The 26,025-nt window shown below is 56.7% G+C and carries 28 protein-coding genes and 1 tRNA gene; 11 read left to right on the top strand and 18 right to left on the bottom strand.

The window, feature by feature from the left end; genetic code table 11:
• The first annotated feature begins 30 nt into the window (after positions 1-30).
• Positions 31-426 carry a hypothetical protein gene (locus tag JQR90_RS06025; RefSeq protein WP_010797533.1) on the top strand — a complete coding sequence of 132 codons (396 nt, stop codon included), beginning with the start codon at positions 31-33 and terminating at the stop codon, positions 424-426.
• Positions 427-472: 46 nt separating this feature from the next.
• Here the strand turns inward: JQR90_RS06025 and JQR90_RS06030 are convergent, their stop codons facing one another.
• The 7 genes from JQR90_RS06030 to JQR90_RS06060 form a co-directional block, all read right to left on the bottom strand.
• The gene (locus JQR90_RS06030) at positions 473-1,588 is read right to left on the bottom strand and encodes a hybrid sensor histidine kinase/response regulator (protein WP_010797534.1); all 1,116 of its coding nucleotides are present in this window, start codon (positions 1,586-1,588) and stop codon (positions 473-475) included.
• Positions 1,581-3,341: an ATP-binding response regulator gene (locus JQR90_RS06035; protein ID WP_010797535.1), complete on the bottom strand. Its 1,761-nt coding sequence runs from the start codon at positions 3,339-3,341 to the stop codon at positions 1,581-1,583. The genes JQR90_RS06030 and JQR90_RS06035 overlap by 8 nt, the downstream gene beginning before the upstream one ends.
• Positions 3,334-4,320 carry an ATP-binding protein gene (locus tag JQR90_RS06040; RefSeq protein WP_010797536.1) on the bottom strand — a complete coding sequence of 329 codons (987 nt, stop codon included), beginning with the start codon at positions 4,318-4,320 and terminating at the stop codon, positions 3,334-3,336. The genes JQR90_RS06035 and JQR90_RS06040 overlap by 8 nt, the downstream gene beginning before the upstream one ends.
• Positions 4,311-4,709: an anti-sigma regulatory factor gene (locus tag JQR90_RS06045; protein ID WP_010797537.1), complete on the bottom strand. Its 399-nt coding sequence runs from the start codon at positions 4,707-4,709 to the stop codon at positions 4,311-4,313. Before JQR90_RS06045 ends, JQR90_RS06040 begins: the two co-directional genes overlap by 10 nt.
• Positions 4,669-5,091 (bottom strand): STAS domain-containing protein, encoded by a 423-nt coding sequence (locus JQR90_RS06050; protein WP_010797538.1) that lies wholly within the window; start codon positions 5,089-5,091, stop codon positions 4,669-4,671. Before JQR90_RS06050 ends, JQR90_RS06045 begins: the two co-directional genes overlap by 41 nt.
• 9 nt (positions 5,092-5,100) lie before the next feature.
• A complete protein-coding gene (locus tag JQR90_RS06055; protein WP_010797539.1) occupies positions 5,101-5,940 on the bottom strand; it encodes an STAS domain-containing protein in 840 nt (279 codons plus the stop codon).
• Between the two features lie 277 nt (positions 5,941-6,217).
• On the bottom strand, positions 6,218-7,507 hold the full coding sequence (locus JQR90_RS06060) for an MFS transporter (RefSeq protein WP_010797540.1): 1,290 nt from the start codon (positions 7,505-7,507) through the stop codon (positions 6,218-6,220).
• 613 nt (positions 7,508-8,120) lie between these two features.
• Between JQR90_RS06060 and JQR90_RS06065 the strand changes: the two genes are divergently transcribed.
• The gene (locus JQR90_RS06065; protein WP_010797541.1) at positions 8,121-9,482 is read left to right on the top strand and encodes an OprD family porin; all 1,362 of its coding nucleotides are present in this window, start codon (positions 8,121-8,123) and stop codon (positions 9,480-9,482) included.
• A 36-nt stretch (positions 9,483-9,518) separates the two neighbouring features.
• Here the strand turns inward: JQR90_RS06065 and JQR90_RS06070 are convergent, their stop codons facing one another.
• On the bottom strand, positions 9,519-10,241 hold the full coding sequence (locus JQR90_RS06070; protein ID WP_010797542.1) for an SOS response-associated peptidase family protein: 723 nt from the start codon (positions 10,239-10,241) through the stop codon (positions 9,519-9,521).
• Between the two features lie 203 nt (positions 10,242-10,444).
• Between JQR90_RS06070 and JQR90_RS06075 the strand changes: the two genes are divergently transcribed.
• Complete coding sequence (locus JQR90_RS06075; RefSeq protein ID WP_010797543.1) at positions 10,445-12,670, top strand: hybrid sensor histidine kinase/response regulator; 2,226 nt, start codon at positions 10,445-10,447, stop codon at positions 12,668-12,670.
• A 250-nt stretch (positions 12,671-12,920) separates the two neighbouring features.
• Here JQR90_RS06075 and JQR90_RS06080 read toward each other — a convergent pair whose 3' ends face one another.
• The 6 genes from JQR90_RS06080 to JQR90_RS06105 form a co-directional block, all read right to left on the bottom strand.
• Positions 12,921-13,217 carry a cyd operon YbgE family protein gene (locus tag JQR90_RS06080; RefSeq protein ID WP_010797544.1) on the bottom strand — a complete coding sequence of 99 codons (297 nt, stop codon included), beginning with the start codon at positions 13,215-13,217 and terminating at the stop codon, positions 12,921-12,923.
• Positions 13,214-13,324, bottom strand: coding sequence for a cytochrome bd-I oxidase subunit CydX (gene cydX / locus JQR90_RS06085; RefSeq protein ID WP_010797545.1), 111 nt, complete (start codon positions 13,322-13,324; stop codon positions 13,214-13,216). The genes JQR90_RS06080 and cydX overlap by 4 nt, the downstream gene beginning before the upstream one ends.
• A gap of 95 nt (positions 13,325-13,419) precedes the next feature.
• Entirely contained in the window at positions 13,420-14,562 is a 1,143-nt protein-coding gene (gene cydB, locus JQR90_RS06090; RefSeq protein WP_010797546.1) for a cytochrome d ubiquinol oxidase subunit II, read from the bottom strand.
• Positions 14,563-14,572: 10 nt separating this feature from the next.
• Positions 14,573-16,180: a cytochrome ubiquinol oxidase subunit I gene (locus JQR90_RS06095; protein ID WP_010797547.1), complete on the bottom strand. Its 1,608-nt coding sequence runs from the start codon at positions 16,178-16,180 to the stop codon at positions 14,573-14,575.
• Positions 16,177-16,380 (bottom strand): cytochrome oxidase putative small subunit CydP, encoded by a 204-nt coding sequence (gene cydP, locus JQR90_RS06100; protein ID WP_010797548.1) that lies wholly within the window; start codon positions 16,378-16,380, stop codon positions 16,177-16,179. Before cydP ends, JQR90_RS06095 begins: the two co-directional genes overlap by 4 nt.
• A 117-nt stretch (positions 16,381-16,497) precedes the next feature.
• Complete coding sequence (locus JQR90_RS06105) at positions 16,498-16,791, bottom strand: metal-sensing transcriptional repressor (protein WP_051370240.1); 294 nt, start codon at positions 16,789-16,791, stop codon at positions 16,498-16,500.
• 971 nt (positions 16,792-17,762) lie between these two features.
• Here JQR90_RS06105 and JQR90_RS06110 point away from each other — a divergent pair.
• The 5 genes from JQR90_RS06110 (at position 17,763) to JQR90_RS06130 (ending at position 20,899) form a co-directional block, all read left to right on the top strand.
• A complete protein-coding gene (locus JQR90_RS06110; protein ID WP_051370241.1) occupies positions 17,763-18,992 on the top strand; it encodes a GGDEF domain-containing protein in 1,230 nt (409 codons plus the stop codon).
• A 5-nt stretch (positions 18,993-18,997) separates the two neighbouring features.
• The gene (locus JQR90_RS06115) at positions 18,998-19,267 is read left to right on the top strand and encodes a hypothetical protein (protein WP_125912921.1); all 270 of its coding nucleotides are present in this window, start codon (positions 18,998-19,000) and stop codon (positions 19,265-19,267) included.
• A 127-nt stretch (positions 19,268-19,394) separates the two neighbouring features.
• Complete coding sequence (locus tag JQR90_RS06120; protein WP_010797551.1) at positions 19,395-19,895, top strand: UPF0158 family protein; 501 nt, start codon at positions 19,395-19,397, stop codon at positions 19,893-19,895.
• Positions 19,896-20,093: 198 nt separating this feature from the next.
• The gene (locus tag JQR90_RS06125; RefSeq protein WP_010797552.1) at positions 20,094-20,423 is read left to right on the top strand and encodes a hypothetical protein; all 330 of its coding nucleotides are present in this window, start codon (positions 20,094-20,096) and stop codon (positions 20,421-20,423) included.
• 107 nt (positions 20,424-20,530) lie between these two features.
• Entirely contained in the window at positions 20,531-20,899 is a 369-nt protein-coding gene (locus JQR90_RS06130) for a DUF1475 family protein (protein ID WP_010797553.1), read from the top strand.
• 10 nt (positions 20,900-20,909) lie between these two features.
• Here JQR90_RS06130 and JQR90_RS06135 read toward each other — a convergent pair.
• Positions 20,910-20,983, bottom strand: a tRNA-Gly gene (locus JQR90_RS06135).
• Between the two features lie 174 nt (positions 20,984-21,157).
• Here JQR90_RS06135 and JQR90_RS06140 point away from each other — a divergent pair.
• Together JQR90_RS06140 and JQR90_RS06145 are read left to right on the top strand one after the other, a co-directional pair.
• Entirely contained in the window at positions 21,158-22,216 is a 1,059-nt protein-coding gene (locus tag JQR90_RS06140) for a M4 family metallopeptidase (protein WP_019366594.1), read from the top strand.
• 10 nt (positions 22,217-22,226) lie between these two features.
• Positions 22,227-22,550, top strand: coding sequence for a protealysin inhibitor emfourin (locus JQR90_RS06145; protein ID WP_010797555.1), 324 nt, complete (start codon positions 22,227-22,229; stop codon positions 22,548-22,550).
• A 13-nt stretch (positions 22,551-22,563) separates the two neighbouring features.
• Here JQR90_RS06145 and JQR90_RS06150 read toward each other — a convergent pair whose 3' ends face one another.
• The 3 genes from JQR90_RS06150 to JQR90_RS06160 form a co-directional block, all read right to left on the bottom strand.
• The gene (locus JQR90_RS06150) at positions 22,564-23,550 is read right to left on the bottom strand and encodes an aldo/keto reductase (protein ID WP_434140645.1); all 987 of its coding nucleotides are present in this window, start codon (positions 23,548-23,550) and stop codon (positions 22,564-22,566) included.
• 67 nt (positions 23,551-23,617) lie between these two features.
• Positions 23,618-24,319 carry a 16S rRNA pseudouridine(516) synthase gene (locus JQR90_RS06155; protein ID WP_286787034.1) on the bottom strand — a complete coding sequence of 234 codons (702 nt, stop codon included), beginning with the start codon at positions 24,317-24,319 and terminating at the stop codon, positions 23,618-23,620.
• A complete protein-coding gene (locus JQR90_RS06160) occupies positions 24,319-24,540 on the bottom strand; it encodes a cysteine-rich CWC family protein (protein ID WP_074827669.1) in 222 nt (73 codons plus the stop codon). Before JQR90_RS06160 ends, JQR90_RS06155 begins: the two co-directional genes overlap by 1 nt.
• A 249-nt stretch (positions 24,541-24,789) precedes the next feature.
• Between JQR90_RS06160 and JQR90_RS06165 the strand changes: the two genes are divergently transcribed.
• Positions 24,790-25,929 carry a glycerophosphodiester phosphodiesterase gene (locus JQR90_RS06165; protein WP_434140646.1) on the top strand — a complete coding sequence of 380 codons (1,140 nt, stop codon included), beginning with the start codon at positions 24,790-24,792 and terminating at the stop codon, positions 25,927-25,929.
• Positions 25,930-26,025 lie beyond the last annotated feature (96 nt).

Below are 26,025 nucleotides of genomic sequence, written 5' to 3' on the forward strand. Positions count from 1 at the left end.
TCCAATAGTGCATCGAGCAGGAGAAAGGATATGACGCAGCGACTCGAATATCTCAGCCGCGAGCAGATAAAAGCTATCGCGGCATTGGCAACCTGTACCCAACTTACCCATGACGGGTTTGGTACCGGGCTAGGGGGAGGCTTGGGATTGGGAGGCGAATCCGCCACAGGCTCACTGATCGGTGAAACACTGGCCGAACAGCGCTTGCGGGAGGCGATATCCGGTCTTACCCACGAACAACTGGTTGAGCTGCTGGCGCTGGTTTATGCCGGTCAGGACTGGAGTGCCGCGCGGGCACTGGAAGAATATGCAGCATCCAAGCAGTCGCTACAGGACCTGTGCTCGGAGTTTCTTATCGACAAATGCATTGAGCACAGTCCCTATTTGCATGAGCATCTTGAGCGAGCTTTGGACGTGATCGCCTGATGCTACGGAGCCCACCGGCAGGGCTCCTTGAGAGGCAGGGCGGCAATCAGGTGGGGGGTACCGTAGAGGGAAGGTGGACTTCCACCACGACGTGGTCGTCAATATTTTTGAATTCGGCATGGCCGCCAAAGCTTTCACACAGCGCTTTAACGATGGGAAGGCCCAATCCCCAGCCGCGATCATCGCTGCGGGTGGAAATGAAATAAGGCGTTGCCAGGTTGACCAATACCTCGTCAGGCATCCGGCCCTGGTTGCGAACGCACAAGACAATACGCTCGGCAGACATCATCTGGCTGACGTCGATCCGCGTATCAGGCGTGCCATGCTTGGCGGCATTGATGACCAGATTGTCGACGATGCGCAGCAAGGCGTGCTTGTCCCAATAGACGTGCTGTTCAGGTGACTCAAGGGTGAGCGTGATCTCGTTCTGTACTTGAATCCGCAGGTTACTAATCGCCTCGCCAAGCAGCGTACCAAGGCTCAGCTTTTCACCGTGCAGTTTGACCCCACCGCCCAGGCTGGTATGGGAAATATCCAACACGTTGGTGATCATCTGATTCATGCGCTGCAGGTTTTCCTCGAGCAGCTTCAGCATGTCATCGGTGCGTCGGGCAGGTGTGCGACGCATAAGGCTGGCTACCATGGTCGCGGCGGTCAGCGGGGAGCGAAGGTCATGGTTCAGCGAACGCATGAAGCGCTCCAGCATGATCTTTTCGGCCTCCAGGTTTTCACTGCGGGCAATGGCGACGTTGCGCTGGTTTTCGATGCTCGCCAGACGAGTGCTCGATTTGAGCAAGGACGAAATGGTAGCCAGGACTTCGTCCCGGTTGATCGGGTGGGTCAGGTAGGCCTGGGCGCCCTGGTTGAGTCCCATAGCCTTGTCCTTGCCGCTGACGAACGTGGCCGAGATATTGATAATGGCCGGCATCTTGTTCTGATCCAGCTTCTTTTCAATGGCCTGGATCAGTTCGAAGCCGCTCATGTCCGGCAGGTTGATATCAATGATCACCAGGCTGGTCTGATCGTTGATCAGCTCGAGGCCAGCACTACCGCTTCCGGCCTCGAGAATATCGAAGTCAGGCTGGGACAGCAGAATCTTCCGCAGCACATAACGGTTCGCATCCGTATCATCAATGATGACGATGCGCTTACGGTCACTCATTTCTCAAGCTCCTGGACAAACTCTGTACCTGACAGAGCAACTGCTCAAGATACCCAGGTTGGGATTTTTGCAGAATGGCATGGCAATAGGGTCTGAGGCGGGCCAGCTCTTCATCGTTCAGAGCCTTGGCTGTGTTGACCAGGACGCGACGGTGCATGGACCAGTCCATGCTCTCCAGCAGCTCTTCACCGCTGATATCCGGCAGATCGAGGTCAAGGAAGATGATATCTGGTCGCACGGCATTGAGCTTGTCCATGCTGGCCTTGGCGCTATCAGCCTCGATCATGATCGGGGCATAGCTTTCCAGGGCGCGGGTAACGATATAGCGATCGGCTTCGCTGTCGTCGATCAGCAGAATCGTCATGCCGGAGAGGGCGTTCTGCTCGAGTGTGGAGGCGTTTTCCTCCAGCGCTATCGGGATGCGCAGGTAGAACTTGCTGCCCACGCCCTCCTGGCTGGTCAGATCAATTTCGCCTTTGAGCAGGGTGGCCACCTTCTGCGCCAGGGACAAGCCCAGCCCCGTCCCTTCAATGTTCTTCCGGCCCGGTGATTTGATCCGGTAGAACTCGTCGAATACCTTTTTCTGGTTTTCTTCGGAAATGCCGATTCCGGTGTCGGCCACCATGAATTCGATCTGCTGGTCGTCCGGACGGAAACAGCGAATCGTCACGCTACCCTTGGGCGTGTACTTGAAAGCATTGGAAATCAGGTTGCGCAGGATCTGGAACAGACGCTCCCGGTCCGTATTCAGAATGACGTCTTCCGGCAGGCGGTCGAGCCGGTAGCTGACATTCTCGTAGCGGAACGAAAGCGCGGCGGCAAAGGCTTCGATTCGCTCCAGAAGTTCATTCAGGCTGAACGGTTCAGCCATGACTTTCATTCGACCGGACTGCACTTCAGCCAGATCCAGTAGCTCATTGACCAAGGTTGAGAGTTCGGCAGCAGCATCACTGATGAATTTGACCTGACGGTACTGTTCTCCATTCAGTGGTCCGTCCTGACCGGAGATCAGGAGCTTCGAGATGTTCTCGATAATGTTGATCGGCGTCCGGAACTCATGGGTCATGTTGGAGAAGAAGCGACTCTTAGCTTCGCTGGCATCCTGCAGCTCCTGAGCGGTCTTTTCCAGCTCGGAGTACAGGGCCACAACCCCCTTGTTGGTTTCCTCCAGTTCCTTGTTGGTGTCCTCCAGTTCCTGCTGCTTGGCGCGCAGTTCCGAGGTGGTCACCAGCAGGTCTTCGCTCTGGAGCTGCATTTCCTTGTAAGGGTCCAGCGCACTCTTGTCGGTGAGCTGATGCAGCAGCCGACTCAGCTCCGCCTCGCTGGGAAAGGGCTTGGGTACGGACAGGTATTTGGCGGCGCGGATGCGGGTACCGCTCGAAGAGGTGTCAATCTGGAAATCATCCATCAGGCGCTGGGCGCCCCGCAGACCTACACCCATACCGGTCTGAGAGACGTAGCTGCCATTAAGGATATCGTCCAGATTCTGGATGCCTGCACCGTTGTCCTGCGCTTCAAATCGCAGGCCGTTCAGGCGCCCTTCGGCAGTGGTCATCATGTAAAAGCTGAATCGACCCTGTTTGGCGTACTGGTAGATATTGCGTGCCAACTCAGAAACCGTGGTGGCAACGCGAATCTGGTCGAGCCTGGGTAGCCCAATCCAATCGGCAAGCTGCTTGGCACGTTGGCGACACCAGACGATGTCCTGTTCGCTTTCGATGCGCAGGCTAGAAATCAGGCGGTCATTAGACATGACGTACTACCAGCGCCGTGGCGTCATCCGTTGAGCGCTTGAAATCACGATGAATCAGGGCGGCGATAATGGCGGGATGCTTGCCTAGCAGGCCGGTATACCCTGCAAGGTTGACCCGGGAATTGATACCATCTGAATTCATGACCAGCACGGTAGATTCATCCCAGGGATAGGAAAAGGATTGTACGCGGCCTATCTTGTAGCCAACAGTACCGTTGGCCGAGACCATGCTTCGCGGCCGATCTGCCATCAGGGTGCCGGCAATGTTGCCAACACCACAGAAATTGACGGTGCCTTGTTCCGGTAGAATTTCAGCAAAGGCCAGGGCTGCACCACGTGTACTTGTCAGGGCACGGTGCATGCGCTCCATCAGCTCGGTCAGGGGAAGGCCGGTGGGATGGTTGAGAAATATATCCCGAGCCTTGGCACTGGCTTCTCTGGCCTGTGTGCCATGCCCAAGCCCGTCACACACCATAATCCGGTTGTTCAGCACGGCCCAGCTGTCGCCACAAACTTCCTCCCGCGGATGCGGGGTGCACAACACACCCTCTTCAAACCGCTTGCCTGGAGGCGAGGGCACCAGTTGCGTTCGGGAAAATACAATAGTGCCCTTACCCGGCTGCGAGTAGATATCGAAGCGATCAGACATACGCCGGATCGCCCCCAGTCCAGCCCCCATCGTACCCTTGGTGGAATAGTTGTCGCTCAGGCACTGCGCCACGTTGACCATGCCTGGACCGCTATCCACCGCGATCAGGTCCAGCTCATGATTATTATGGCTCAGGTACAACTCGCCTTCGCCGGCATGGTTGACTAGATTGCGTGCCAGCTCCTGGACAACAAGGGTCAGCTTGCCCAGCACTTCTTCGTCATCGGTCAGTTCGCGGGCATGGCGGATGACCGCCCGGCGCGCAGCATCCACGTGGGCAACATCGGAAACCGAGAATGTCTGGCTGCAATACAATGGGGTCAACGCCACTTCCACAACTCCACACGTGTACCCTGCCCGGGTGCACTTTCGATTGCAAATTCATCCACCAGCCGCTTGGCACCGCTCAGGCCCAGGCCCAGACCATTACCTGAAGTATAGCCGTCCACCATGGCCTTGCTGATGTCATCGATTCCCTTACCCTGGTCGGTGATGACCAGGTGAACGGCGCTGCGGCCGTTACGCATCGTATCCTCGATCACGCATTCGCCACCGCCGCCGTAGATCAGAGCATTACGGGCAATCTCGCTTGCGGCCGTAACGATCTTGGTCTGTGAGACAAGCCCCAGCTTGGCTGTTTCGGCAGATTGGCGTACACGCTGCCGGATGAGGACGATGTCAGTCTCCTGCTTCAGCGGAAGTATGTCTTTCTTCGCCACGCTCTAGCTCCAGGAGTTCATCATCCGCGACCATCTGTTCCAGACGGGCCATCCCTTTTTCTACATTCAGTGCAGTGGCAATGCCGTCGAGTGACAGGCCTAATTCGACGAGCGTGATTGCGACGGCAGGTTGCATGCCCACGACGATGACCTTGGCGTCAAGGATGCGAGAGACATTGGCAATGTGGGACAGCATGCGGCCAATGAACGAATCGACGATCTCCAGGGAAGAGATATCGATCAGCACGCCCTTGGCTCGGTGCTTGACGATTTGATTGGTCAAATCTTCCTGCAGGTCCAGGGCCAGTTGGTCGTGCATGTCGACCTGGATGGACAAGAGCAGGTATTTGCCCATTTTGAGAATAGGGATCTTGTCTACCATGGCGGCTCCTTAGCGTGCCGTAGCAGAAACGAGACGAACGTTGAGCTCTTTCAGAGCCATCTGGAATGCATCGGCCAGCGAGGCTTTGGTCACGACGTCACCCAGCTCTACGCCCAGATGGACGATGGTGGCGGCGATTTGCGGACGAATACCGCTGATGATGCACTTGGCGCCCATCAGCTTGGCGGCAGTTACTGTCTTGAGCAGATGCTGGGCGACCATGGTGTCCACAGTAGGCACGCCGGTAATATCGATAATGGCAAGGTCGGACTCGGTCTGGACGATCTTTTCCAGCAGGGCTTCCATCACGATCTGGGTACGGTTGCTGTCGAGCGAGCCGATCAGAGGGATGGCCAGGATGCCTTTCCAGAGTTCAACGACAGGGGTCGACAGCTCCAGCATGCTTTCCTGCTGTTCGCGAATAATCGCCTCCCGGCTTTCCATGTGGCTTTCAACACAGTACAGGCCGAGCTTGTCCAGTAATTTGCTGGCAATCCATACCACTTCTACGGGATTGGCGCACTGCGCTTGAATCCGTGCAAAAAGAGGCTCTTTCAGCGAGAAGACAAAAGTTGCCGTTTCAGACGGTGAGAATCCCTGCCGGCTCTGGCTGCGAGACAGACGATCCAGCATGGCTTTGACCGGGGTCCATTGGTCATGATGAAGATCATCCAGGCCTTCGGCAGCCGCAACGGTCAATAGCTTGAGCATTTCTCTGGAGTTGCTCTTGACCGTTTCTTCATCAATCAGATCGGTACGAATACCTGCTGAGCGTTGCGCAGTGATCCATTCCTCTAACAACTCGCGTTCATGCTGTTGTAAAAGCTCGGCAATAACAGATGCAGGCATTGCTTATCCTCGTAAGAAGAGCGAGGTCGCCAGACGCGTACCTCATGGACATCAGATTCAACCTGAGTGTCCATCATGCAGTATTTTGCGGGCTGGCATGATGGAATCGTGGCGTCGGGTCATTGATGCTGAATAATCAGCCTTTTAATGTGGCCTTCGACCCGCGATTCAAGGGATGGTGCACACACTGAATCAAAGAATTTCAGCGGCAGACAAGCGGAGGGTAGCGCGTGCAGGGCATGAAGCGGTATGGCGTTTCATGCCCTGCCAGGGAGAGTTACTGCGAGCTCAGTGCCTGCTGACCCGCGCCCTGCAGATCCTTGCGGCGGAACAGAACCAACGTAGCCGTCAGGCCAAGTACGGCCGCCAACGTCAGCCAGATGCCCGGTGCGGCACGGTTATCCAGGGTATGGATCAGCCAGGTACAGATGACCGGGGTGAAGCCGCCAAAGGTTGCGGTGGCCAAGCTGTAGGCCAACGAAAAGCCTGTAGTTCGTACGTCCGCCGGCATGACCTCGGCCAGGGCCACGACCATCGCACCGTTATAACTACCATATAGGAAGGACAGCCACAGCTCGACTAGCAGCAGGCGGGTAAACGAGGGCTCGTTCGTTAACCAGATCAGCGCAGGGTAGGCGGTAAAGATAGCCAGAACCGTTGCTGCGATCAGCAAGGGGCGACGTCCGATCCGATCCGATAGCGAACCCATCACAGGTAACCAGATGAAGTTCGAAACTCCTACGCACATGGTGACCAGCAAACTGTCAATGTCGCTCAGGTGCAGTTCGGTCTTGCCAAAGGTCGGGGTATAGGCGGTGATCAGGTAGAAGGATGCTGTGGTCATCGAGACCATGGCCATCCCGGCGATGATCAGACCGAAGTTGCTGCCAATGGAGCGGATTACTTCGCCCAGAGTCGGACGGTGGTGGCGCGCCTGGAACTCGGGCGACTCCTCCAGCGAACGGCGAATGATGAACAGCACGGGTACGATCAGGCAGCCAATCAGGAAGGGAATACGCCAGCCCCAGTCACCCATGTCTTCTGGAGACAGCAAACGATTGAGCATGACGCCCAGCAGGCCGGCAAAGACCACTGCTACCTGTTGGCTGGCTGACTGCCAGCTGACAAAGAAGCCGCGGCGGCCGGGCGTTGCAATCTCGGCCAGATAAACGGATACACCACCCAGTTCGACACCCGCCGAGAAACCCTGCAGAAGACGGCCCAGCAAGACGAGGATGGGCGCAAGCACGCCCAGCGTGGCATAGCCGGGCACCAATGCAATCAGCAAGGTTCCGGTGGCCATCAGGGCCAATGTGATGACCAATCCCTTGCGACGGCCATGACGGTCGATATAAGCCCCTAGAAAGATGGCGCCTAGAGGACGCATTAGAAAGCCCGCTCCGAAAGTTGCCAGGGACAGCATGAGCGAGGCGAGGGGGTTGTCGCCGGGGAAGAAGGTTTTGGCAATGGCGGTGGCATAGAAGCCATACACCATGAAATCGTACATTTCCAGGAAGTTGCCGCTGACAACCCGGAAGATGGCTTTGCCTTTAGAGTTGTTCGCCATGGGTACACACTCGATGTTGGAATAATCGGCCCTGACGTATCTGGTTACAAATATCAGGCTCTTTTGAATCACGTACTTGTAACCATATGTGTAATTGCTACCTTACGGCAAGGCTTGTCAGCATGCGCATTTCCAGTTATGGGTGTCTGGCATCACTATTTTGGAAAAGCAAGAGGGGCAGGCTCTGGCTCGAAACGCCAGACGGACGTGGGTCCGCCTTTCAGCAAGCTTTGGCGCTTACAAAATCGCTTGGTCGACAGCTGGTTTGTGCCCCATCAGTTTCGCTTTTGCAAAATGTGACCGTTTGGGCGTAGTGAGGAGGATTCAACCCGTTCATTCAGCGGGTTCGGCTTTAACTGTCCCGTTTATCTCTGCTAAGACAGCGCATCTCGGCCAGCACCGGTGTGCCTATAAGGTTAGTTTGCTAAGCAATTTAATGGCACACTGAGCGGGCAGCGCGTCGTCTGCACTGGGCTTTTGGCTGAATTGCCGAGCCGTGGAAAGCGATGCGTACCATAAAGACAAACGACAAATGAATTGAATCTCGACTGCCAATGAGATCTTGCACCTCTCGATTTTTACGGTGCACCATTTTTAAGGAGAGCCACCCCTGATGAAGACCTTCAGACTGAGCACGCTAACCCTCTCGTTAATGGCTTGCAGCAGTACAATGGCCTTCGCCGGTCAAGCGGATTCCAATGGATTTATTGAAGACAGCCATCTTCAGCTCCTGAATCGCAGCATGTACTTCAATCGCCAGGTCAAAGGCGATGGCCACCACGAAAACGCGCATAACCAGCGTGATCCTCGCGATTGGTCCTATGGTCTTCTCGCCAATTATGAATCGGGGTTCACCCAGGGAACGGTAGGCTTCGGAGTAGATGCCTTCGGGTATCTTGCGCTTAAACTCGATGGCGGTAATGGCCATGCTGGCAGCGGCAATGTCCAGGTCAACTCGAGCGGCGAAACGCAGGATGAATATTCAAAGGCTGGCGGCGCGGTAAAGCTACGAATCTCCAACACTATTCTGAAGTATGGCGAAATGCAGCCGACGGCCCCGGTGTTTGCGGCAGGTGGCAGCCGACTATTGCCGCAGACTGCACGTGGTCTGAACATCATTAGCAAGGAAATCGATGGTCTGACCCTGGACCTGGGGCATTTCACGGCGGGTACCGAACCAACCTCTACCAGCACCGATGGCGGATTGTGGGCGACCTATGCCGGCGTCGAAACCCGCAAGGTCGACTACCTAGGCGGCGCCTATCAGGTTAATGACAACCTCAGTGTCTCGCTGTATGGCTCGGAATTCCAGGACCTCTGGCGTCAATACTACGGTAACGTCAACTATGCGCTGCCCCTGCAGGATGATCAGTCGCTAACCTTCGACTTCAACATCTACCGTACCAATGATGAGGGGCGCGCCGAGGCGGGCTCCATCAGTAACACGGCCTGGTCTCTGGCAGCGGCCTATAACCTAGGCGCGCATACCTTTACGCTGGCGCACCAGCGCATTCACGGCGATACGCCCTTTGATTACGTAGGCTTCGGCAACAATGGCGCAGGCGGTGGCGGTGATTCGATCTTCCTGGCCAACTCGATCCAGTGGTCTGACTTCAACGCACCGAATGAAAAGTCCTGGCAGGCGCGTTACGACCTGGACATGACGTCCTATGGCGTGCCAGGTCTGAGCTTCATGGCCCGCTACATCTATGGCTATGATATCGACGGTACTCATGCGGATGCTGGCGGTGCCTACGTATCCCGAGACGAGGCGGGTGCGGTAACAGGTTATGCCTACGATCATAATGACAAAGAGCGTGAAACCAACCTGGAGGCCAAGTATGTCGTTCAGGAGGGGCCGGCAAAGGATCTGTCCCTGCGCGTTCGTCAGGCATGGCACCGTGGCGCTGCCTCGACGGGCGGGTCGGTTAACGAGTTCCGCTTGATCGCGGATTACCCACTCGACATCTTCTGAATACGAAAGCCCGGCGCTGTCGGGCTTCTGATTGGCTCACACCAACGGTTTGGGTTCTCGCTCAAGCAGGGCAGGGCTGTCGTTATGAACACTGCCGACAGCCTTGTTCACCGGATACCATTCGAACTGGTCGACAGAAATCGCGCCGTCCTGGGCGATTTCCTCGGCGCGCTCGGGTGAGAGGTCTGGCTCGATCCATTCCCGGGCCGCTTCGGGCGTCAATACCAGCGGACGTCGATCATGAATATCGATCATGCCTTCATCGGCAGCCGCCGTGATGATGACGAAACCATCATCTTCATGTTCGTGTTGGTCGGTCCGATGAAACTGTCCAATGGCGGCAAAGAACATCGGCTCGTCTGACTTCAGCTTGATGAAGTAAGGCTGCTTGCGTTTGGGGTCATCGGCATCCTTTTTCCATTCATACCAGCCGTCCGCTGCTACCAGTGATTTTCCATGCTTCCACAGGCTGCGAAACATTTTACTGGTGGCCGCTGTTTCTACACGGGCATTGATGACAGGAGGCCGCTTTGGCTTGTGTGACTCTGGATCACGTGCCCAAAAGGGTGCGTATCCCCACGGCACTGGATCGAAGCGGATGCCTTCGGTCTCTTCATGCAGCAATTGCACCCGGGTGCCAGGTGCCACGTTGTAACGGCCAATGGGTATGGGGTCGAGTCCGCCTGCAAAGTCGACCGATGTCTTGAGCGCCTCGATATAGTCTATGGCGGTCCGGTATTGTGCAAATCGTCCACACATGAAGAAATGCCTGGCTGCTAGTACTGTCCAGTCGACAACACCGCCTGGCATAAGAGTTCATTTTTTAGGAAAGGCGCAGCAGGGCGGCGGGCGGTGCATCCTGATACAGGAGGCGCTAGAAGGCCCTTGGCTAGTAATAGTCAAACTCCCTAAAGGGGCCTAGAATTTCAAGCATATTCACCTTTGAATAAGGTCGCAGCAGTATGTCGATCCGCGCCAAGCTTATTACGCTGGTAATAGCCATCTTGGCTCCGACACTGTTGGCTTCTACATTCGCCATCTACTACGTCTACCAGGATCAGCGAAGCAAGGTGGAAGAGAGCATGCGGGCCACCACCCGGGCGCTTTCGCTGGCCGTTGACCGTGACCTGCTCAGGCGTGATGCCATTATCTCGACTCTGGCCATTTCGCCTTCCCTTGAGCGCAACGACCTTGAGGCCTTCTACAGGCATGCGCGACGGATTACCCAGACCTGGGAAAACTCCATCATCCTATTCGACCTGGACGGCCAGCAGCTGATAAATACCCGTAGACCTTTTGGTGCAGACCTTCCCCATAGCATTAACGCTGAAATCAATGCTACCGACTTCAACAAGCCGTTACTGGTGAGCGGACTGTATGTCGCGCCTGTGGGGAAAGAGTACAGCTTTGCGGTCCGGCGGCCTGTTTTTCGTGATGGGCAGGTCGCCTACTTTATTGCAATGGGCTCGTTTGCCTCGCAAATGGATACGGTGCTTAAAGAGCAGCAGCTGCCCCAGTCTTGGCTGGGCGTCATCATGGATTCCAGGGCTCAAGTCGTAACCAGAAGTAGCCGTCCGCAGGACTTTGTAGGAAGACAGGCTTCAGGCCCTTTGATGGATCGGCTGATGGTCGATAGTGAAGGGTTTCTCGATTCGGTCTCGCTGGAAGGCATGCCCATGCGCTCCTTCTTCAGCAAGGCACCCTTGTCGGGGTGGTCAGTGGTTATTGGCCTCCCACGCGCGGAAATTCAGCGTACGGCTATTCATGCCTCGATTGCCGTCATCGTAGGATCACTGATTCTGTTGGGGTGCGCCATTCTTCTAGCCTTCTGGATGGGGCGCAGAATCGCGCAGCCGCTTCGTCTGCTGGATCAAACGGCCCAGGCGCTGGGCCGAGGCGAGGCGATCAAGCCCATTGCAACAGGCATGGTTGAAACGGACCGCACTGCTAGCGTACTGGCAAAGGCCAGCGAGGAAATACAGAGCGCCAACGCCAAGATGAACCAGCGGGTGGATGAGGCGGTTGCTCAGGCCGAGCGCTCGCAGAAGGCGTTGCTGCAAGGGCAGAAACTGGAATCTCTGGGGCGCCTCACCGGCGGTATTGCTCACGACTTCAATAACCTGCTGCAAACGCTAACTATGGGGTTGGCACTGGCTGAGAAGTCAGCCACGACGCCCCGCGCCCAAAAAGCGATCGAAGCCTGTAGCCGGTCTGTCGAGCGGGGCACCAAGTTGACTCGCCAGCTCATGGCGTTCAGTCGCAGCCGGGTTGATGAGGCTCGTACAGTGGACCTGCGTACGGTCCTGATGGGTATGGGCGATCTGTTGGATGGCGCCTTGCCCAGCCGTATAAGGCTCACGCTGGAAATACCGGACCAGTCCTGGTCGGTATTCCTCGATCCGCTTCAATGCGAGCTGGCCGTCTTGAACATGGTATTCAACTCCCGCGATGCCATGCCTGATGGCGGCGAAATCACCGTCTCGCTGGTGCGTAAGGTAATCCAGACCGGTGAAGTAGAGGGATTGGCAGGGGGAGAATACGTGGCGTTGTGCGTGAAGGATAATGGCCATGGCATGAGTGAAGATGTGCAGGCCAGGGCCATGGAGCCGTTCTTCACGACCAAGGAGGTGGGGCAAGGCACCGGGCTTGGGCTTGCCCAAGTCTATGGGTTTGCCAGGCAAGCGCGGGGGACGGTGCTGATCGAAAGCGCTGTAGGCGTAGGCACGACCCTTACAATCATGCTGCCCCTGGGGGAGGCCGTATTGATCGAGCACCAGGAGGCCGCTTCCGACAGCGCGTTGCCTGTTGCGTCTGCCCGGGTGTTGCTGGTGGATGATGACGAGCAGGTGAGGGAGGTGGTCGGACCGATGCTGGAGGAGTTGGGGTTTGAGGTAACCACAGCCGCCAATGCCGACGAGGCCTTGCAGCGGTACGAAACGATGCTGTCCGGCTCGCCCAGCGTACGACCCAACATCATCTTTTCCGACATCATTATGCCTGGCCGTCTGGACGGCGTCGGACTGGCGTTGGCGCTACGCGAGCGCGATCCAGGTTTGCCGATTGTATTAGCCACCGGTTATACCGAGCACGCGGTAAAGGATTATGGTTTCAAGGTCCTTTCCAAACCCTACGATTTGAAGACCCTGGCGCAAACCCTGAGAGATGAACTCGACCGCTCTGCCGCCTGAATAGGCATTAAGCATTACCCGTCCAGGACAGCTGTTGGGTATCGCTGGGCTGCACCCAACCTGCTGAGCGGAGTAACGGAGAGGGCAATTAGGATGGGTTGAGCAACACGATACTCAACTGGAGCGCAAGAACCGAATCAGTAAGGTATCCAGCAGAGCGGTTGAAAATTGCATCACGGCATCCAACCGACTCGCTTATGACCACCTGACCACAGGATGCCAGCCTTTAGTCAGGCTGGCATCTCATACGTCAACCCATTCGGGCCTGTATCAGCAGGGCGTAGCCCAGCGCCATCAGCGTCCAGGCTAACAAAGGGCCAAAGGCCCACTTCCAGACTTTCGCCCGAGGGTCGAACCCTACGCCGTGCACAAAGCCGCCCGCCACGCCCCACATCACCAGCATAAGCATGCTATGGCTGTAGTGGCCTTCGGCATTCAGAAACGCAGTGGGATAGATGAGCAGCAACAGGCACAGTGGCGAGGCGAGGAGCAGGGAGAGTACCCTGAACCCTCCTCGCAGCAGCACCGGGCGGGCGTGGGTGATCACGGCTGGATCTCCTCGTCGAGATTTTCAGTCGCTTCGAGCCACAATGCATTCATGATGCCGAAGCCGCACGCCAGAGCGATACCGAGAACCCAGGTGAAATACCACATGATGATGACTCCTGAAGATATTTAGGACCTGTCCGACCGATCCCTGGGACTGTTCTGAGCCTCCTCAGGGTCGGCCGAACGACTAGACGAATGAATCAATAAAGGCCGTGGGGGTTGTCGTTGATATGCGCGGTAGTCACCTTGCCCCACATCTTCACGTAACCCCACAGGGTATAGGTCAGGATGATCGGGACAAAGATGCAGGCTGCTACCAGCATGATCCCCAGAGTCTTGTGACTGGAGACGGCATCCCACATGGTCAGGCTCGCCGCGGGATCAAAGCTCGACGGCATGATGAAGGGGAACAGTGCAAAGCCTGCGGTGCACAACGTACCCACAATGGCCAGGCTGGAGCCGAGGAAGGCTACCCAACTGCGGCCGGAAGTCGAGGAGAGCAGGGCCATCAGCCCACCCACGATACCGATGACCGGGGCCAGCTTGGTCATCGGATATTGAGCGTAATTGGTCATCCAGCCGACGTTGGTCTGGGCGACTTCCTTGGCTAGCGGATTCAGTGCGGCGTTGGCGTCAAAGCTGGACAGCAGGGCGAAACCGTTGATGCCACCCATCCACAGCCAGACACCCGCCCCGATAAAGGTAGCAAGGAACGCCAGCGCCAGAATCTGCGAGGCGCGGCGGGCGCGTTGGCTGATGGCACCTTCGGTACGCATCATCAGCCAGGTACCGCCATGCAGGGCCAGCATAGTAAAGCTGACGATACCGGCCAGCAGGCCGAAGGGGTTCAGCAGTTGCCAGAAGCTACCGTGATAAGAGGCACGCAACGTGTTGTCCAGTTCCAGCGGTACGCCTTGCAGAAGGTTGCCAAAGGCCACGCCAAACACGACCGAGGGCACGACTGCACCGGCGAACAGCCCCCAATCCCAGGCCTGACGCCATTGGGTATTTTCCAGCTTGCTGCGGTAGTCGAATCCCACCGGGCGTACAAAAAGTGCAAACAGCACTACCAGCATGGCCCAGTAGAAGCCTGAAAACGCGGCGGCATAGACCATCGGCCAGGCGGCGAACATCGCACCGCCTGCGGTGATCAGCCACACCTGGTTGCCGTCCCAGTGGGGCGCAATGGTGTTGATTACCACGCGCCGCTCGTTGTCGGTACGGCCAACGATGGGCATCAGAATCGCCGCACCCAGGTCGAAGCCATCGGTCAGGGCAAAGCCAATGAGCAATACCCCCACCAGCACCCACCAGATCAGTTTAAGACTCTCGTAATCAAACATAAGGGTGTTCTCAGGCAATGATGGTTGGAGTCGCAGCCGCTTCCGGCGCCTGCGGCAGTTCGGTCTTTGCGCCTTTCTCAAAGTGGTAGCGACCGGTGTGCAGGCTGGACGGACCGAGGCGAGCGAAGCGGATCATCAGGTACATTTCGATCACCAGCAGGCCGCTGTAGAAGACGATCAAGGCGATCAGCGAGCCCCAGACATCACCTGTAGAGACGCTGGAAGCCGACAGGTGAGTAGGGAGCAGTTCGCCAATGGACCAGGGCTGACGACCGTTCTCGGCGACAAACCAGCCCGTCTGGCCGGCAATCCAGGGCAGCGGCAGGCTGAACAGGGCAAACTTGAGCAGCCAGGTCTTGGTGGCCTCGTTGCGGCGTGCCACAGCGTAGAAGGCGCAGGCGAACAGGACCAGCATCAGGAAACCCGAGGCGACCATGATGCGGAAGCTCCAGAAGATGCCAGATACGTGCGGGATGGTGCTCTTGGCCGCTTCCTTGATCTGGGCATCGGTAGCCGATACCACATCAGGGGTGTATTTCTTCAGCAGCAGGCCGTAACCGAGGTCTTTTTTCACATCGTTGAAGGCAGCGATGTTTTCAGGGGTCTTCTCACCGCCACGCAGTTTTTCCAGCAGACTATAGGCCACCATCCCGTTACGGATGCGGTCTTCATGCTGGTCGATCAGCTCATGAATACCGGTTACCTGCTTGTCCAGCGAGCGGGTGGCGATAATGCCCATGACATAGGGAATCTTCACCGCATAGTCGGTGCGCATGGTTTCCTGATTCGGGAAGCCGAACAGGGTGAAGGAGGCCGGAGCTTCTTCGGTATGCCATTCGGCTTCGATGGCGGCCAGCTTGGCTTTCTGCACGTCACCCACTTCGTAGCCGGACTCGTCCCCCAGCACAATCACAGACAGCACCGAGGCCAGGCCGAAGGCAGAGGCGATTGCAAAGGAGCGGCGGGCAAAGCCTACGTCACGCTTCTTCAGCAGGTAGTAACTGGAGATGGCCAGCACGAATACCGAGCCGGTCACATAGCCTGCCGCCACGGTGTGCACGAACTTGACCTGCGCGACCGGGTTCAGCAGCAGGGCGCCAAAGTCGGTCAGCTCCATGCGCATGGTCTCGAAATTGAACTCGGCGCCCACCGGGTTCTGCATCCAGCCGTTGGCGATCAGAATCCATAAGGCCGAGAGGTTGGAGCCCAGGGCCACCAGCCAGGTTACCGCCAGGTGCTGCTTCCTGGACAGCCGCTCCCAGCCAAAGAAGAACAGGCCGATAAAGGTCGATTCGAGGAAGAATGCCATAAGGCCTTCGATCGCCAGCGGTGCACCGAAAATATCGCCCACATAGTGGGAGTAGTACGCCCAGTTGGTGCCGAACTGAAATTCCATCGTCAGGCCGGTAGTGACCCCCAGGGCGAAATTGATCCCGAAGAGCTTGCCCCAGAACTTGGTCATATCCTTGTAGACCTGCTGGCCGGTCATGACGTAAACCGTTTCCATGATGGCCAGCAGGAAGGCCATGCCCAGCGTCAGGGGAATGAAGATAAAGTGATACATCGCCGTCATGGCAAACTGCAGACGCGACAGGTCGACGACTTGTTCCGAGATCATCTCGGTGTCTCCTCAATTTTAAGCGAAGCGGGAGTGGCACCCAAAAGGCGTTGGCTCATTTCCACGGTGCCGTCCTTGGGAACGGTGGGCGCGTCGAACCAGAGGGCCTTGATGCCCATGAGCAGGGTCAGCTTGATCAGGAGAATCACGGCGATCTCCTTGGCCAAGCGGTGTTTAAGAAAGCTGAAGGGCGAGTTCATAGTCGATACTCCGTGGAGTATCGGCATTAGAGACGATGGCAGGGTGCTATCTATTGATCTGGCGCAATGAAATCAGAGTAGAAGCATCCCTCAAGGGATGGCAGTTTGCCGCAGGGGTCAGGTGTAGCGGATGAAAACCTCGCGAACCTTGGCCAGCGCCTCGGCACTGTCCTGATCGGGATCGCTCATGGCCTCTTCAATCAATGCTGTCAGCATCAGGCGATACGCTTTTTCCAACGCACTGCGTGAGGCAGAAAACTGCTGGGCCACCGACTCGAAGCGCTCTCCGCGTCGGATCATGGCCTGAAGGCCCCGAATCTGGCCTTCGATACGGGCCAGCCGCTTAAGCATCACCTGCTGCGCTGTGGGGTGTTCGAGTAGATCATCATTTGCGGAAAGATCCGATTTCATGAAGCGCTCAGTAAACATAACGAGGCCACGCTCTTTGAAAGGCGTTATGCCATAGGGCGAGGCGGAAAAACGTAATCAAGATCATGGCTACTGCTTAAAGACACGTCTTATCCATTAATAAAGGAGGCGCCAAAGCGGCTGATAAGCAGCAGGGCTTGCGAGTTACCTCCAGATGGAAAGGAGCAGGTTACGAGTCCAGGCCCATCAGAGCTGACGTTACGATGGCTGGAGCCTCGCAAGGGTATGTCCGATGTAGCCTAGCAGGTGATGCCGGTGGCCCTTGTCTAGGCAGCGGACTAATTCGCTCGCGATTGACTTGAATCAATTGAGGTGACGGGCTGTGCTCTTTATGAAGCAGTGAGGTGTGTTTACTGCGGTTTACAGGGTATCCGTACCAAGGCAGCTTGAATGACATCAATCGGGTCGCGGCACATGAGCACAGCGGTTTACTCAAGGCAGAAGAGACTCGCTGCGCTGCACGCTTTGCAACACATGGCCACTAACCTTTCCGTGTTTATCCTTCTGTCGGATCAGGCCGCTGGTAGGCCTCTGAGTGCTGCCGATTTGATATTGAAAGCAACAGTTCATGAACGGTATTGATTGATTTGATTAGTAAGTTTTCATGATAAATCAATCGATTAACGTGTTTTCTTAATGGGGATTCAATTTAACGTTAAGGTTCTCAGCGAGACGGCCGTTACAATAAAGACGATTACAGATTATTGGCGTCAAGGTGTATGCTCCGCACGCATGCTTGATATCGAATGGCCATCGCTCCGCGTGATGAAGCAGCTGTTGGCTGTGCAAGGTGCAGACAGGATCGTGCAGGTCAGGCTGCCAGGGTAGGCCAGTAACCATTCATTATCCGATTTGTTTCATCGCGTGGCGGTGAACGTAGTTATCAGGATTTTCTTGTGCGGAACCGCTTCTCTCAAAGCCCGATTCATTTTGCGCCGCCCTTGTTTCTGGCAATGGTGGCGTGGCTGCTTAGCCTGTATTGGCCGGGCACGGCTTTCATGGCATCGCTGTTCAGCGTACTCCCAACGCTTCTGGTGTTGTTGGGAGGAGCCTTTTGTGTGGTCTATCAGCGGCAGAGCCAACTGTTTTCCCTGGTCACGCTTTACATTGCACATTTTTCATTGTCGCTTCAGGTCAGCCATTATCAGCAGACCCATACGCTCAACCCTGAAACGCCCTTAGTCTTTCACCTTGCCACAGTCATGACTCCACTGCTGATTGGCATCTATTGCGTTTGGCAGGTCAAGGCGCATCTGCTGCAGGACAGCATTGCCCGGCTGACGCTACTGATTGTGGCAACAGTCGTCCCGCTAGCACTGGGCCGTGTCTATCCCGAGGCGATGCTGCACGCGGTCGATACCATCTATTGGCCCATGCTGCACGGCGACTGGATGAAGCTGGCGCAGCTGGCCTACTTCACTTTTATCGTGGGGTTGGGGCTTGTCATCACGCGATATGTTCTCTTGCCAAGGCCGCAGACGGCGGCGCCTATTGTGGCTATTGGCTGTCTGATGTGGATGTGGTCCAAGGTCTTTATCGAGCCCCAGATTCTGGATGTAATGATCAGCTTTGTTCAGCTCATCATTATCGGCTCGGTCATTCATGAAACCTTCTACATGGCCTTCCGAGACGAGTTGACCGGTATTCCGGGGCGCCGTGCGCTCAATGAGCGCTTGAGTCGCCTGGGTAACCAGTACGTCATTGCCATGGCGGACGTGGATCACTTCAAGAAATTCAACGACACCCACGGCCATGACGTCGGCGATCAGGTACTCAAGCTGGTCGCTAGCAAGATGCGCAAGGTCGGCGGTGGCGGCAGTGCGTATCGGTATGGCGGCGAGGAGTTTACGCTGCTTTTTCCAGGCAAGACGCTGGAAGAATGCCTGCCGCATCTGGAAGCTGTGCGGCGTAGCATCGAAGAGTACCCTTTGCGTATCCGGGACAAGCAGAGCCGCCCCCAGGATGACGAGCGGGGCAGGGAGCAACGTGGCTCCGGTGAGGCCAAGACTGTCTTTATCACAGTCAGCATGGGCGTCGCAGAGCGGGGCGTGGCAGCGCGCACCCCTGAAGAGGTCATCAAGTGTGCGGATCAGGCACTGTATAAAGCCAAGGGCGCTGGCCGTAACAATGTCATGCCTTATGGGCAAAACGCCCAACCTGCTTCACGGGTCAGGCGGGCCTGACCTTGGTGCCGTGCAAGAAGAGCTGCACGGCATGGTCGATAAGCCCGTCCAGTTCCTCTGAGGTAGATGAGGGGCTGACCTGGAGCGGCGCGGCGCTGGGCGCCTGGAATTACCATACCGAGCAGCATGATCAACGCCTCCCTGTCGTCCGGTATATGCCAGCGTCTCGCCTGGATACTTGTAGCGGTAACTACCGCGTCAGCGCAGGCGCCAACGCCCTGGAGCGCCCACTCAAGGCACAGGTGCGCCTTACCGAGAAATACCTCGCGCCGTAACCGTGAAAAGCCGCAGCTACCGCTGCGGCTTTTCGCTTCCGCGGTATCTGCTTGTCCTATGTTGGGCACCCTCGGGCCATCCCTGGGTCATACCTGTATCGATAAGCCACAGTAAGTCAGTGCAGCCATGCGACCGATCACGATAAACCTCGAAGCGCTCAGATCAGTCCTCACCAGTGAGGCCCGACACGACCACGTACTCGATCTGGAAACCGGCAAGCTCCTGAATCTGACCGAGGATGACTTTGAAGCCGAAGAACTGCACGCCATCGAAACCCAGAAAGACCGCTACGTGCCCATCGAACCACTGGGCATCGCCGAGCGCGTAGCCATGCGCGAAGCCTTTTTGTTCGATCTTCATGACCCCCATGCACATCCGGTGCTCTCCCGCGCCTTGACCGACCGCAAGCCGCTGCGCACCTTTGACTATGAACTCAAGAATTTCCCCAAGGCCCAGAAAGCCTGGGAAGCCTATGAGGCTACTCAGGTCAGCCAATATGCCCTTATCTGGCTGCACGACCACGATCTGGAGCCCGTTTCAGAAGACTACGCTTCCCAGCCTGATGTTAAAGAAGGCGTGCCCGAAGGCATTCTGCGCCGCATGAACAAGAGCAACGTTCAAGAGTAGAGCGCTACCTGATAGCAGCAGGTGCCTGAATAGATGACTCAGGCACCTGCCTGGATACCTCTGATCCCCTCTACTGGCCCGCCCGTTCTGCACAAATAAATTTGATGAAGCTATCTAGCCAACCGAACTGTCATATGGGATAGATAGGATGGACAAAACATAACAAGAAAGTCATCTGTATAACGGGGGATGGAGACCATGCGTGGTTTAGTAGTAGTAAGTCTGATCACGTTACTGACAACCGGCTGCGTCATGAGCGGGCGCAACATTGACGAGCAACAGGTAGGGCAGATCGTCGAGGGCCAGACGACCCGCTCACAGCTCATCGCCATGTTTGGCGAGCCTCAATCCAAAATCCGCAAGTCGGGCTATGAGATGCTGTACTGGTCCTATTTCAATTCAGGCTTTCTCGCTGCCTCTGAACAATCCAAGGGCCTGCGCGTCCTGATCGATGAAGACGGTACGGTCAAGAAATACCAGGCAATCAACTCGAATACCAAGTCCGCACTGGCACAAAGCGATATCTAAGCGCATTCATACCATTTTCCTGTGCGTTGCTCAGTGGCAGCGCACGGGCAAACTCATGTCTTCTGCCTACAATCCTTACAGCAGGTATGTATTTTTTGAGGGATGACATGCGGAAGGTAACGGCGCTAACGCTGCTGCTTGGGGTGGGATGGCTAGTGCTGGTCGCCATTACGCTTCGCGGTACTGTCGAGATGGGCTTAGTGACGGGCCTGTACACCTTTGTAGGCGACTTTGCTCATCCGTGGCGAGCGCAGTTCCACTCAGACCTGAGCCTGAACGTTTTTCTGATTGCCCTCTGGCTTCTCTATCGAGCCCGCTCCTGGCAGGTTGGTCTGCTATGGGGCTTGCTGGCACTCATGGCGGGCGCCTTGTTTACGCTGCCTTACGTAGTGATAGCAATGATTCGGGCGAAGGGGGATTGGCGAGTGCTGCTACTGGGAAGGCAAGCCAGGATGTCAGCCCCGCTTGAATCATGAGGAAGCGAATTGGAGCGGGCGAAGGGAATCGAACCCTCGTCATGAGCTTGGGAAGCTCAGGTAATGCCATTATACGACGCCCGCTTCGGGAGGCGTCCTTTGTACCAGAAGCCGAGCCTTGGGTGAAGCCTCTTGATAAGGTTTTTGTGCGAGGGAGTCTAGGGCGGGTTTTGCGGTCTAACCCTGTGCCACGTAGAGTGGCGTGAGAGGGGTAGTGTTGTACTGCTCCAACGCTGGCTGCTTAGGGAGGGCGTTCGTATGCCTCGCTTGGGTTCTGTTCAAGGTTTTATCCCCCCGTACATCCTCAGCCGTATCGTTGATCATGGTGATGAACGCCAGCGCTCCTGCGCGTTGGGTACGCTGAGTCATGTACGTACGCTTTTGCATAATCCAGGCCCGCCTGGTGTGCGTCAGGCACCGGTGAGTGAGCTGGAGCGTACCGATGATGAGCGTGCACAGCGCAGCATCTATGATGCAAAAAATGGTAACCAGTTGCCGGGTGTGCTGGTTCGCAAGGAAGGCCAGCCTGCCGTAAGCGACATTGCTGTAGATGAGGCTTATGACCATCTCGGCGCCACCTTCGATTTCTTCTATCAGGTGCTGGGCCGCAACTCCATCGATAACCGGGGCCTGCCGCTCTCGGGCACAGTGCATTACGGTCAGGACTATCAGAACGCCTTCTGGAATGGCGAGCAGATGGTATTCGGCGATGGGGACGGCGAGATCTTCAACCGCTTTACCATTTCGCTGGATGTCGTTGCCCATGAGCTTACCCACGGGGTGACGGAAAGTGAGGCGGGGCTGGTGTATTACAACCAGTCTGGCGCACTTAATGAGTCCGTGTCCGATGTCTTTGGGGTCTTGGTTAAGCAATACAGCCTGAAGCAGCGAGCCGAGGAGGCCAACTGGCTGATCGGGGAAGGGCTGTTGACCGAGAAGATCAATGGTCGTGGTCTGCGCTCGATGGCTGAGCCGGGTACGGCGTATGATGATCCGATGCTGGGCAAGGACCCGCAGCCTGGCCATATGCGTGACTTCATTGAAACGCGGGATGACAATGGCGGTGTGCACCTCAACTCGGGCATTCCAAATCGGGCATTCTATCTGGCGGCAACCGGGATCGGCGGATACGCATGGGAGACAGCGGGCCGCGTCTGGTATGACACCTTATGCGACAGCCGCTTGACCAACGATGCTGATTTTGCGGCCTTCGCTCGACTCACCGTTTCGAATGCCGGTCGCCGCTTCGGCGCAGAAGCGCGCGAGACCCAGGCAATTAACAAGGCCTGGGAAGACGTTGGGGTAGAGCTGACCTGAGGAGGTCATTATGAAAGAGCTACCAAAGTTGGGGCCGGATGCCTTGTTAAGGCTTTCTCGACAGGGCGGCTTTGCAGCGATCCATGCGCTGGCGCGCCCACGGGAGATCGATTTTTCCAGTTGCAATGAGGATGAGCGCGGACGAATCTGTTCCGTGCTCGAGCGTTCGCTGCCAGCCTCGGCGGAAAGCGTAGGGCGTGGCGATCAGCGGTATTACAAGATCGAGTTGCGCTTCAAGGACAAGCCCGACGAGATCACAATTACCGTTCCGGAAGACCGTGCACCCAACGAGCTGGTAAGGCTATGGGATAAGGGCGACGCCAAGGTGCCCTGATCCCACTTCACGCCTAGTGTCTAGCCGTCTCGCCTGGCACCGGCGCATCAGGGGGCAGGACGCCCTGCTCCCGTAGTGTTATCCAGAGTTCCTGCGGGATTGGTACCTGCATCAGTTCAACGTTTTCCCTGACCCGCTTAGGCTTGCTGGTGCCTGGGATCGTGGCGGCTACAGTAGGGTGTGCCACGCAGAATTGCAGGGCTGCAGCGCGCACGTCGACGTCGAACTGTTCGCAGACCCATTTGAGGTGCTTGGCTTTTTCCTTAATGGAGGAGTCAGCCTCGGCATAGTTGTAGTTCTCGCCGCCCGCCAAAATACCCGAGTTGTACGGACCTCCTACAACAATACCTACGCCGCGCTCCAGGCATTGCGGGAACAAGGTGTCCAGCGCCTCGCGATGGTCCAGCAGTGAGTATCGACCCGCCAGCAGAAAGGCATCCGGGTCAGCCTGTTCCAGGGCAAGACGGCAGGGCTCGACCATGTTCACACCTAGCCCCCAGCCTTTGATGAGGCCTTCTTCGCGCATCCGGGTCAGTGCAACCGCTGCGCCTTTCATGCCCTGGTCAAAATATTCTCGCCATGTGGGGCCGAACTGGTCTTCGGATACATCGTGGATCCAGACGATATCAATCCGGTCGGTCTTGAGGCGTTCGAGGCTGTCTTCAATGGAACGACGGGCACCGTCTGCGCTGTAGTCCAGAATGCGGCGGTAGGGGCGCTCGTTGACGAACGGGGCCGCATTCTCAGGCTGGTCGGCCTTTTGCAGCAGACGGCCAACCTTGGTGCAGAGGGTGTATTCATCCCGGGGTTTTTGACTGAGCACCTCGGCAAAGCGAATTTCCGACAGGCCGGCACCGTAATGGGGTGATGTATCGTACAGGCGTATACCGGCCTCCCAGGCCGCCTCAAGCGTGGCGGAGGCTTGTTCTTCGGTGAGCTCATGAAACATGTTGCCCAGCGGGGCACCGCCAAAACCGAGGCGGGGAACGTGAATGCGCATACGGTTCTCCTGGCTGATGAATGATTCTTATGCCGACCGGAGTGCGCGACGAATGTTCCTCAGTGGTCTAGGCAGGGACGCCGCATGCGATTTCTGTAGCGGTAAGAGGACGATATTCACCGGGTGCCAAGGCGGGATCGAGCACAATGGGACCGATCCGCTCCCGGTGCAGGTGTAAGACCTGATTTCTAAAGTGCCCGAACATGCGCTTGACCTGATGATAGCGGCCCTCGATGAGAGTAAGCCGCGCGCTGCGCTCGCTCAGGATATCCAGATGAGCGGGCAAGGTAGTAAGGTCTTCAAACTTGAAGTACAGCCCGGCGGCGAATGTGGAGACGTATTCCGGCAGGATCGGGTTGGCCGTCTCGACGTAATACACCTTGGGCAGCTTGCTGCCGGGCAGGGTCAGACGACGAGACCAGAGACCATCGTTGGTGATGAGCATAAGGCCTGAGGTGTTCAGGTCCAGACGGCCAGTCAGGTGGAGATCATCCTTGTCCTGTTCGTTCAGCAGATCGATTACCGTGGGGTGATCCGGATGCTGCGTTGCGCTCACATACCCAACGGGTTTGTGCAGCATGAAGTAACGAGCAGCCTTGCCAGCTTGAAGCAGCTCGTCCAGCAGCTCGACCCGATCGAAGAAGCGTACCTCGTAGCGGCCATCACGCACAGGCACGCCATTGATCCGTACGTGTCCATGCGCTAAATGCACGCGTGCGTCCAGGCGGTTGAGGGTAGGTCGGTTACTGATGAAACGATCCAGGCGCATCAGCCGTTAGTATCCGTTTCATGTTCTAAGGTAGCACTGGCGCAGCGGGCGCACAGGCAAGCCACGTTGCGAGCGTCTTCCGGCAAGGTCTCGAGTGCTTCGGGAGCGATACGGGTGTGGAAGCACCAGCAGTCAGTCACCGGTTGGCTGCAACCGAGCTGAGCACAGCCATTGGGTTGCCCGCAGCGTGGGCAGAGGTGGGGTGGATAGGCTGTGTTCATGTCTGTCGCCTCGTGCGCCTGTAAGGGCGTACGGAAATCGAATGTAAATAGGGGTAGACCGTAATCGTACCCCGTGTGAGGCAGTACGGCTATGAAGACCAGCCGTATGGGCTACGCTTGCTTACGTTCTTTGACTGATGGCCCGCAAGGGTGGGGATAAGCGGTATCGTCACGTTAACGTCGTGTTCATGCCGCAGCATGGGCGTTGTGTATTCAAAATCCAAAAAGTCACAACAACGGGAGACACCGATGGATAGAGGTTTATGCAAGGGATTATTGGCAGGAGCGCTAATGGCGGCCATGGGGATGATGGGGCAGTCGGCTGGTGCCGCGAGCGAGCCGGCAGGCAAGGCGCTGAGCGAGAAGGCGGGCATTCCGTATCCGGCCGTGATTGCACACCGGGGGGCGTCCTATGATGCACCAGAGTCCACCGCGCCCGCGTATATGCTGGCCCGTGACTTGGGCGCCGACTATCTGGAACTGGACCTGCAGCGTACCCGTGATGGCGTCCTGATCGCCCTGCATGACGACAACCTCAAGCGCACCACTAACGTTGCGCAGCGCTTTCCGGACCGGGCGGATCAACCTGTCAGTAGCTTTACGCTGGAGGAACTTAAAAGCCTGGATGCCGGAACCTGGTTCAATACGGCTCACCCGGACCGTGCGCGGCCCAGCTTTGCTGGCCAGAAAATTCTGACCCTGGACGAGGTGATCGATATCGCCGAGGGTGGCCAGAACAAGCCGGGCCTATATATCGAGACAAAGCAGCCCAAACTGTTCCCAGGTATCGAAAAAGACCTGAAGGACAAGCTCCAGGCACGTGGTTGGCTAGGCAAGCCTGCGGCAAAAACATCGGATACCCCGCAGGTGCATGTGGCCTCGATGCCAGGTCGCGTAGTCCTGCAGACGTTCGAAAAGAGCAGTATGGAACTGTTGCAGCAGGAAATGCCGCAGGTGCCCAAAGTGCTTCTGCTATGGCTGGGCGATGGCAGTATCGAGCCCAAGTCGAATGTGAGCTTTGCCGACTCGGGCGAAAAGGATAAGGCCGCCTATTATGCCAAGCAGGAGGTCAAATCCAAGGCTGAGTACGAACGCTGGCTGAATTGGGCGAAAGCGCATGGCGCACTGGGAATAGGGCCTTCCTCGGCACTGACAAATGGCGGTGATCAGAGTTATGCGGATCTGGTGAAGCCCTGGATGAATCAGATGGCTCACGAAAAAGGGCTGATTGTGCATCCATACACGGTGGATGAGGCTGTGGACTTCAAGAAAATCAGCGATGCGGGCGTAGATGGCTTCTTTACCAACCGCACTGCCGAGCTGTTGAAGTTTTACAACCGCCCTGCAAAGGACGGCATCGACACGATACTGAAGCGCCACGGTTATTGATAAACGCCCTTTAGCGTTATGATGGGTACCGCGTTGCTCCACCCTACTCTAGAAAAGACCGGCTTGGACGTAGGAGGGGGGAGCGCAGCGATACCC

It is taken from the genome of Pseudomonas sp. JZ114 (assembly GCF_051027705.1).
Lineage (GTDB): Bacteria > Pseudomonadota > Gammaproteobacteria > Pseudomonadales > Pseudomonadaceae > Chryseomonas > Chryseomonas luteola.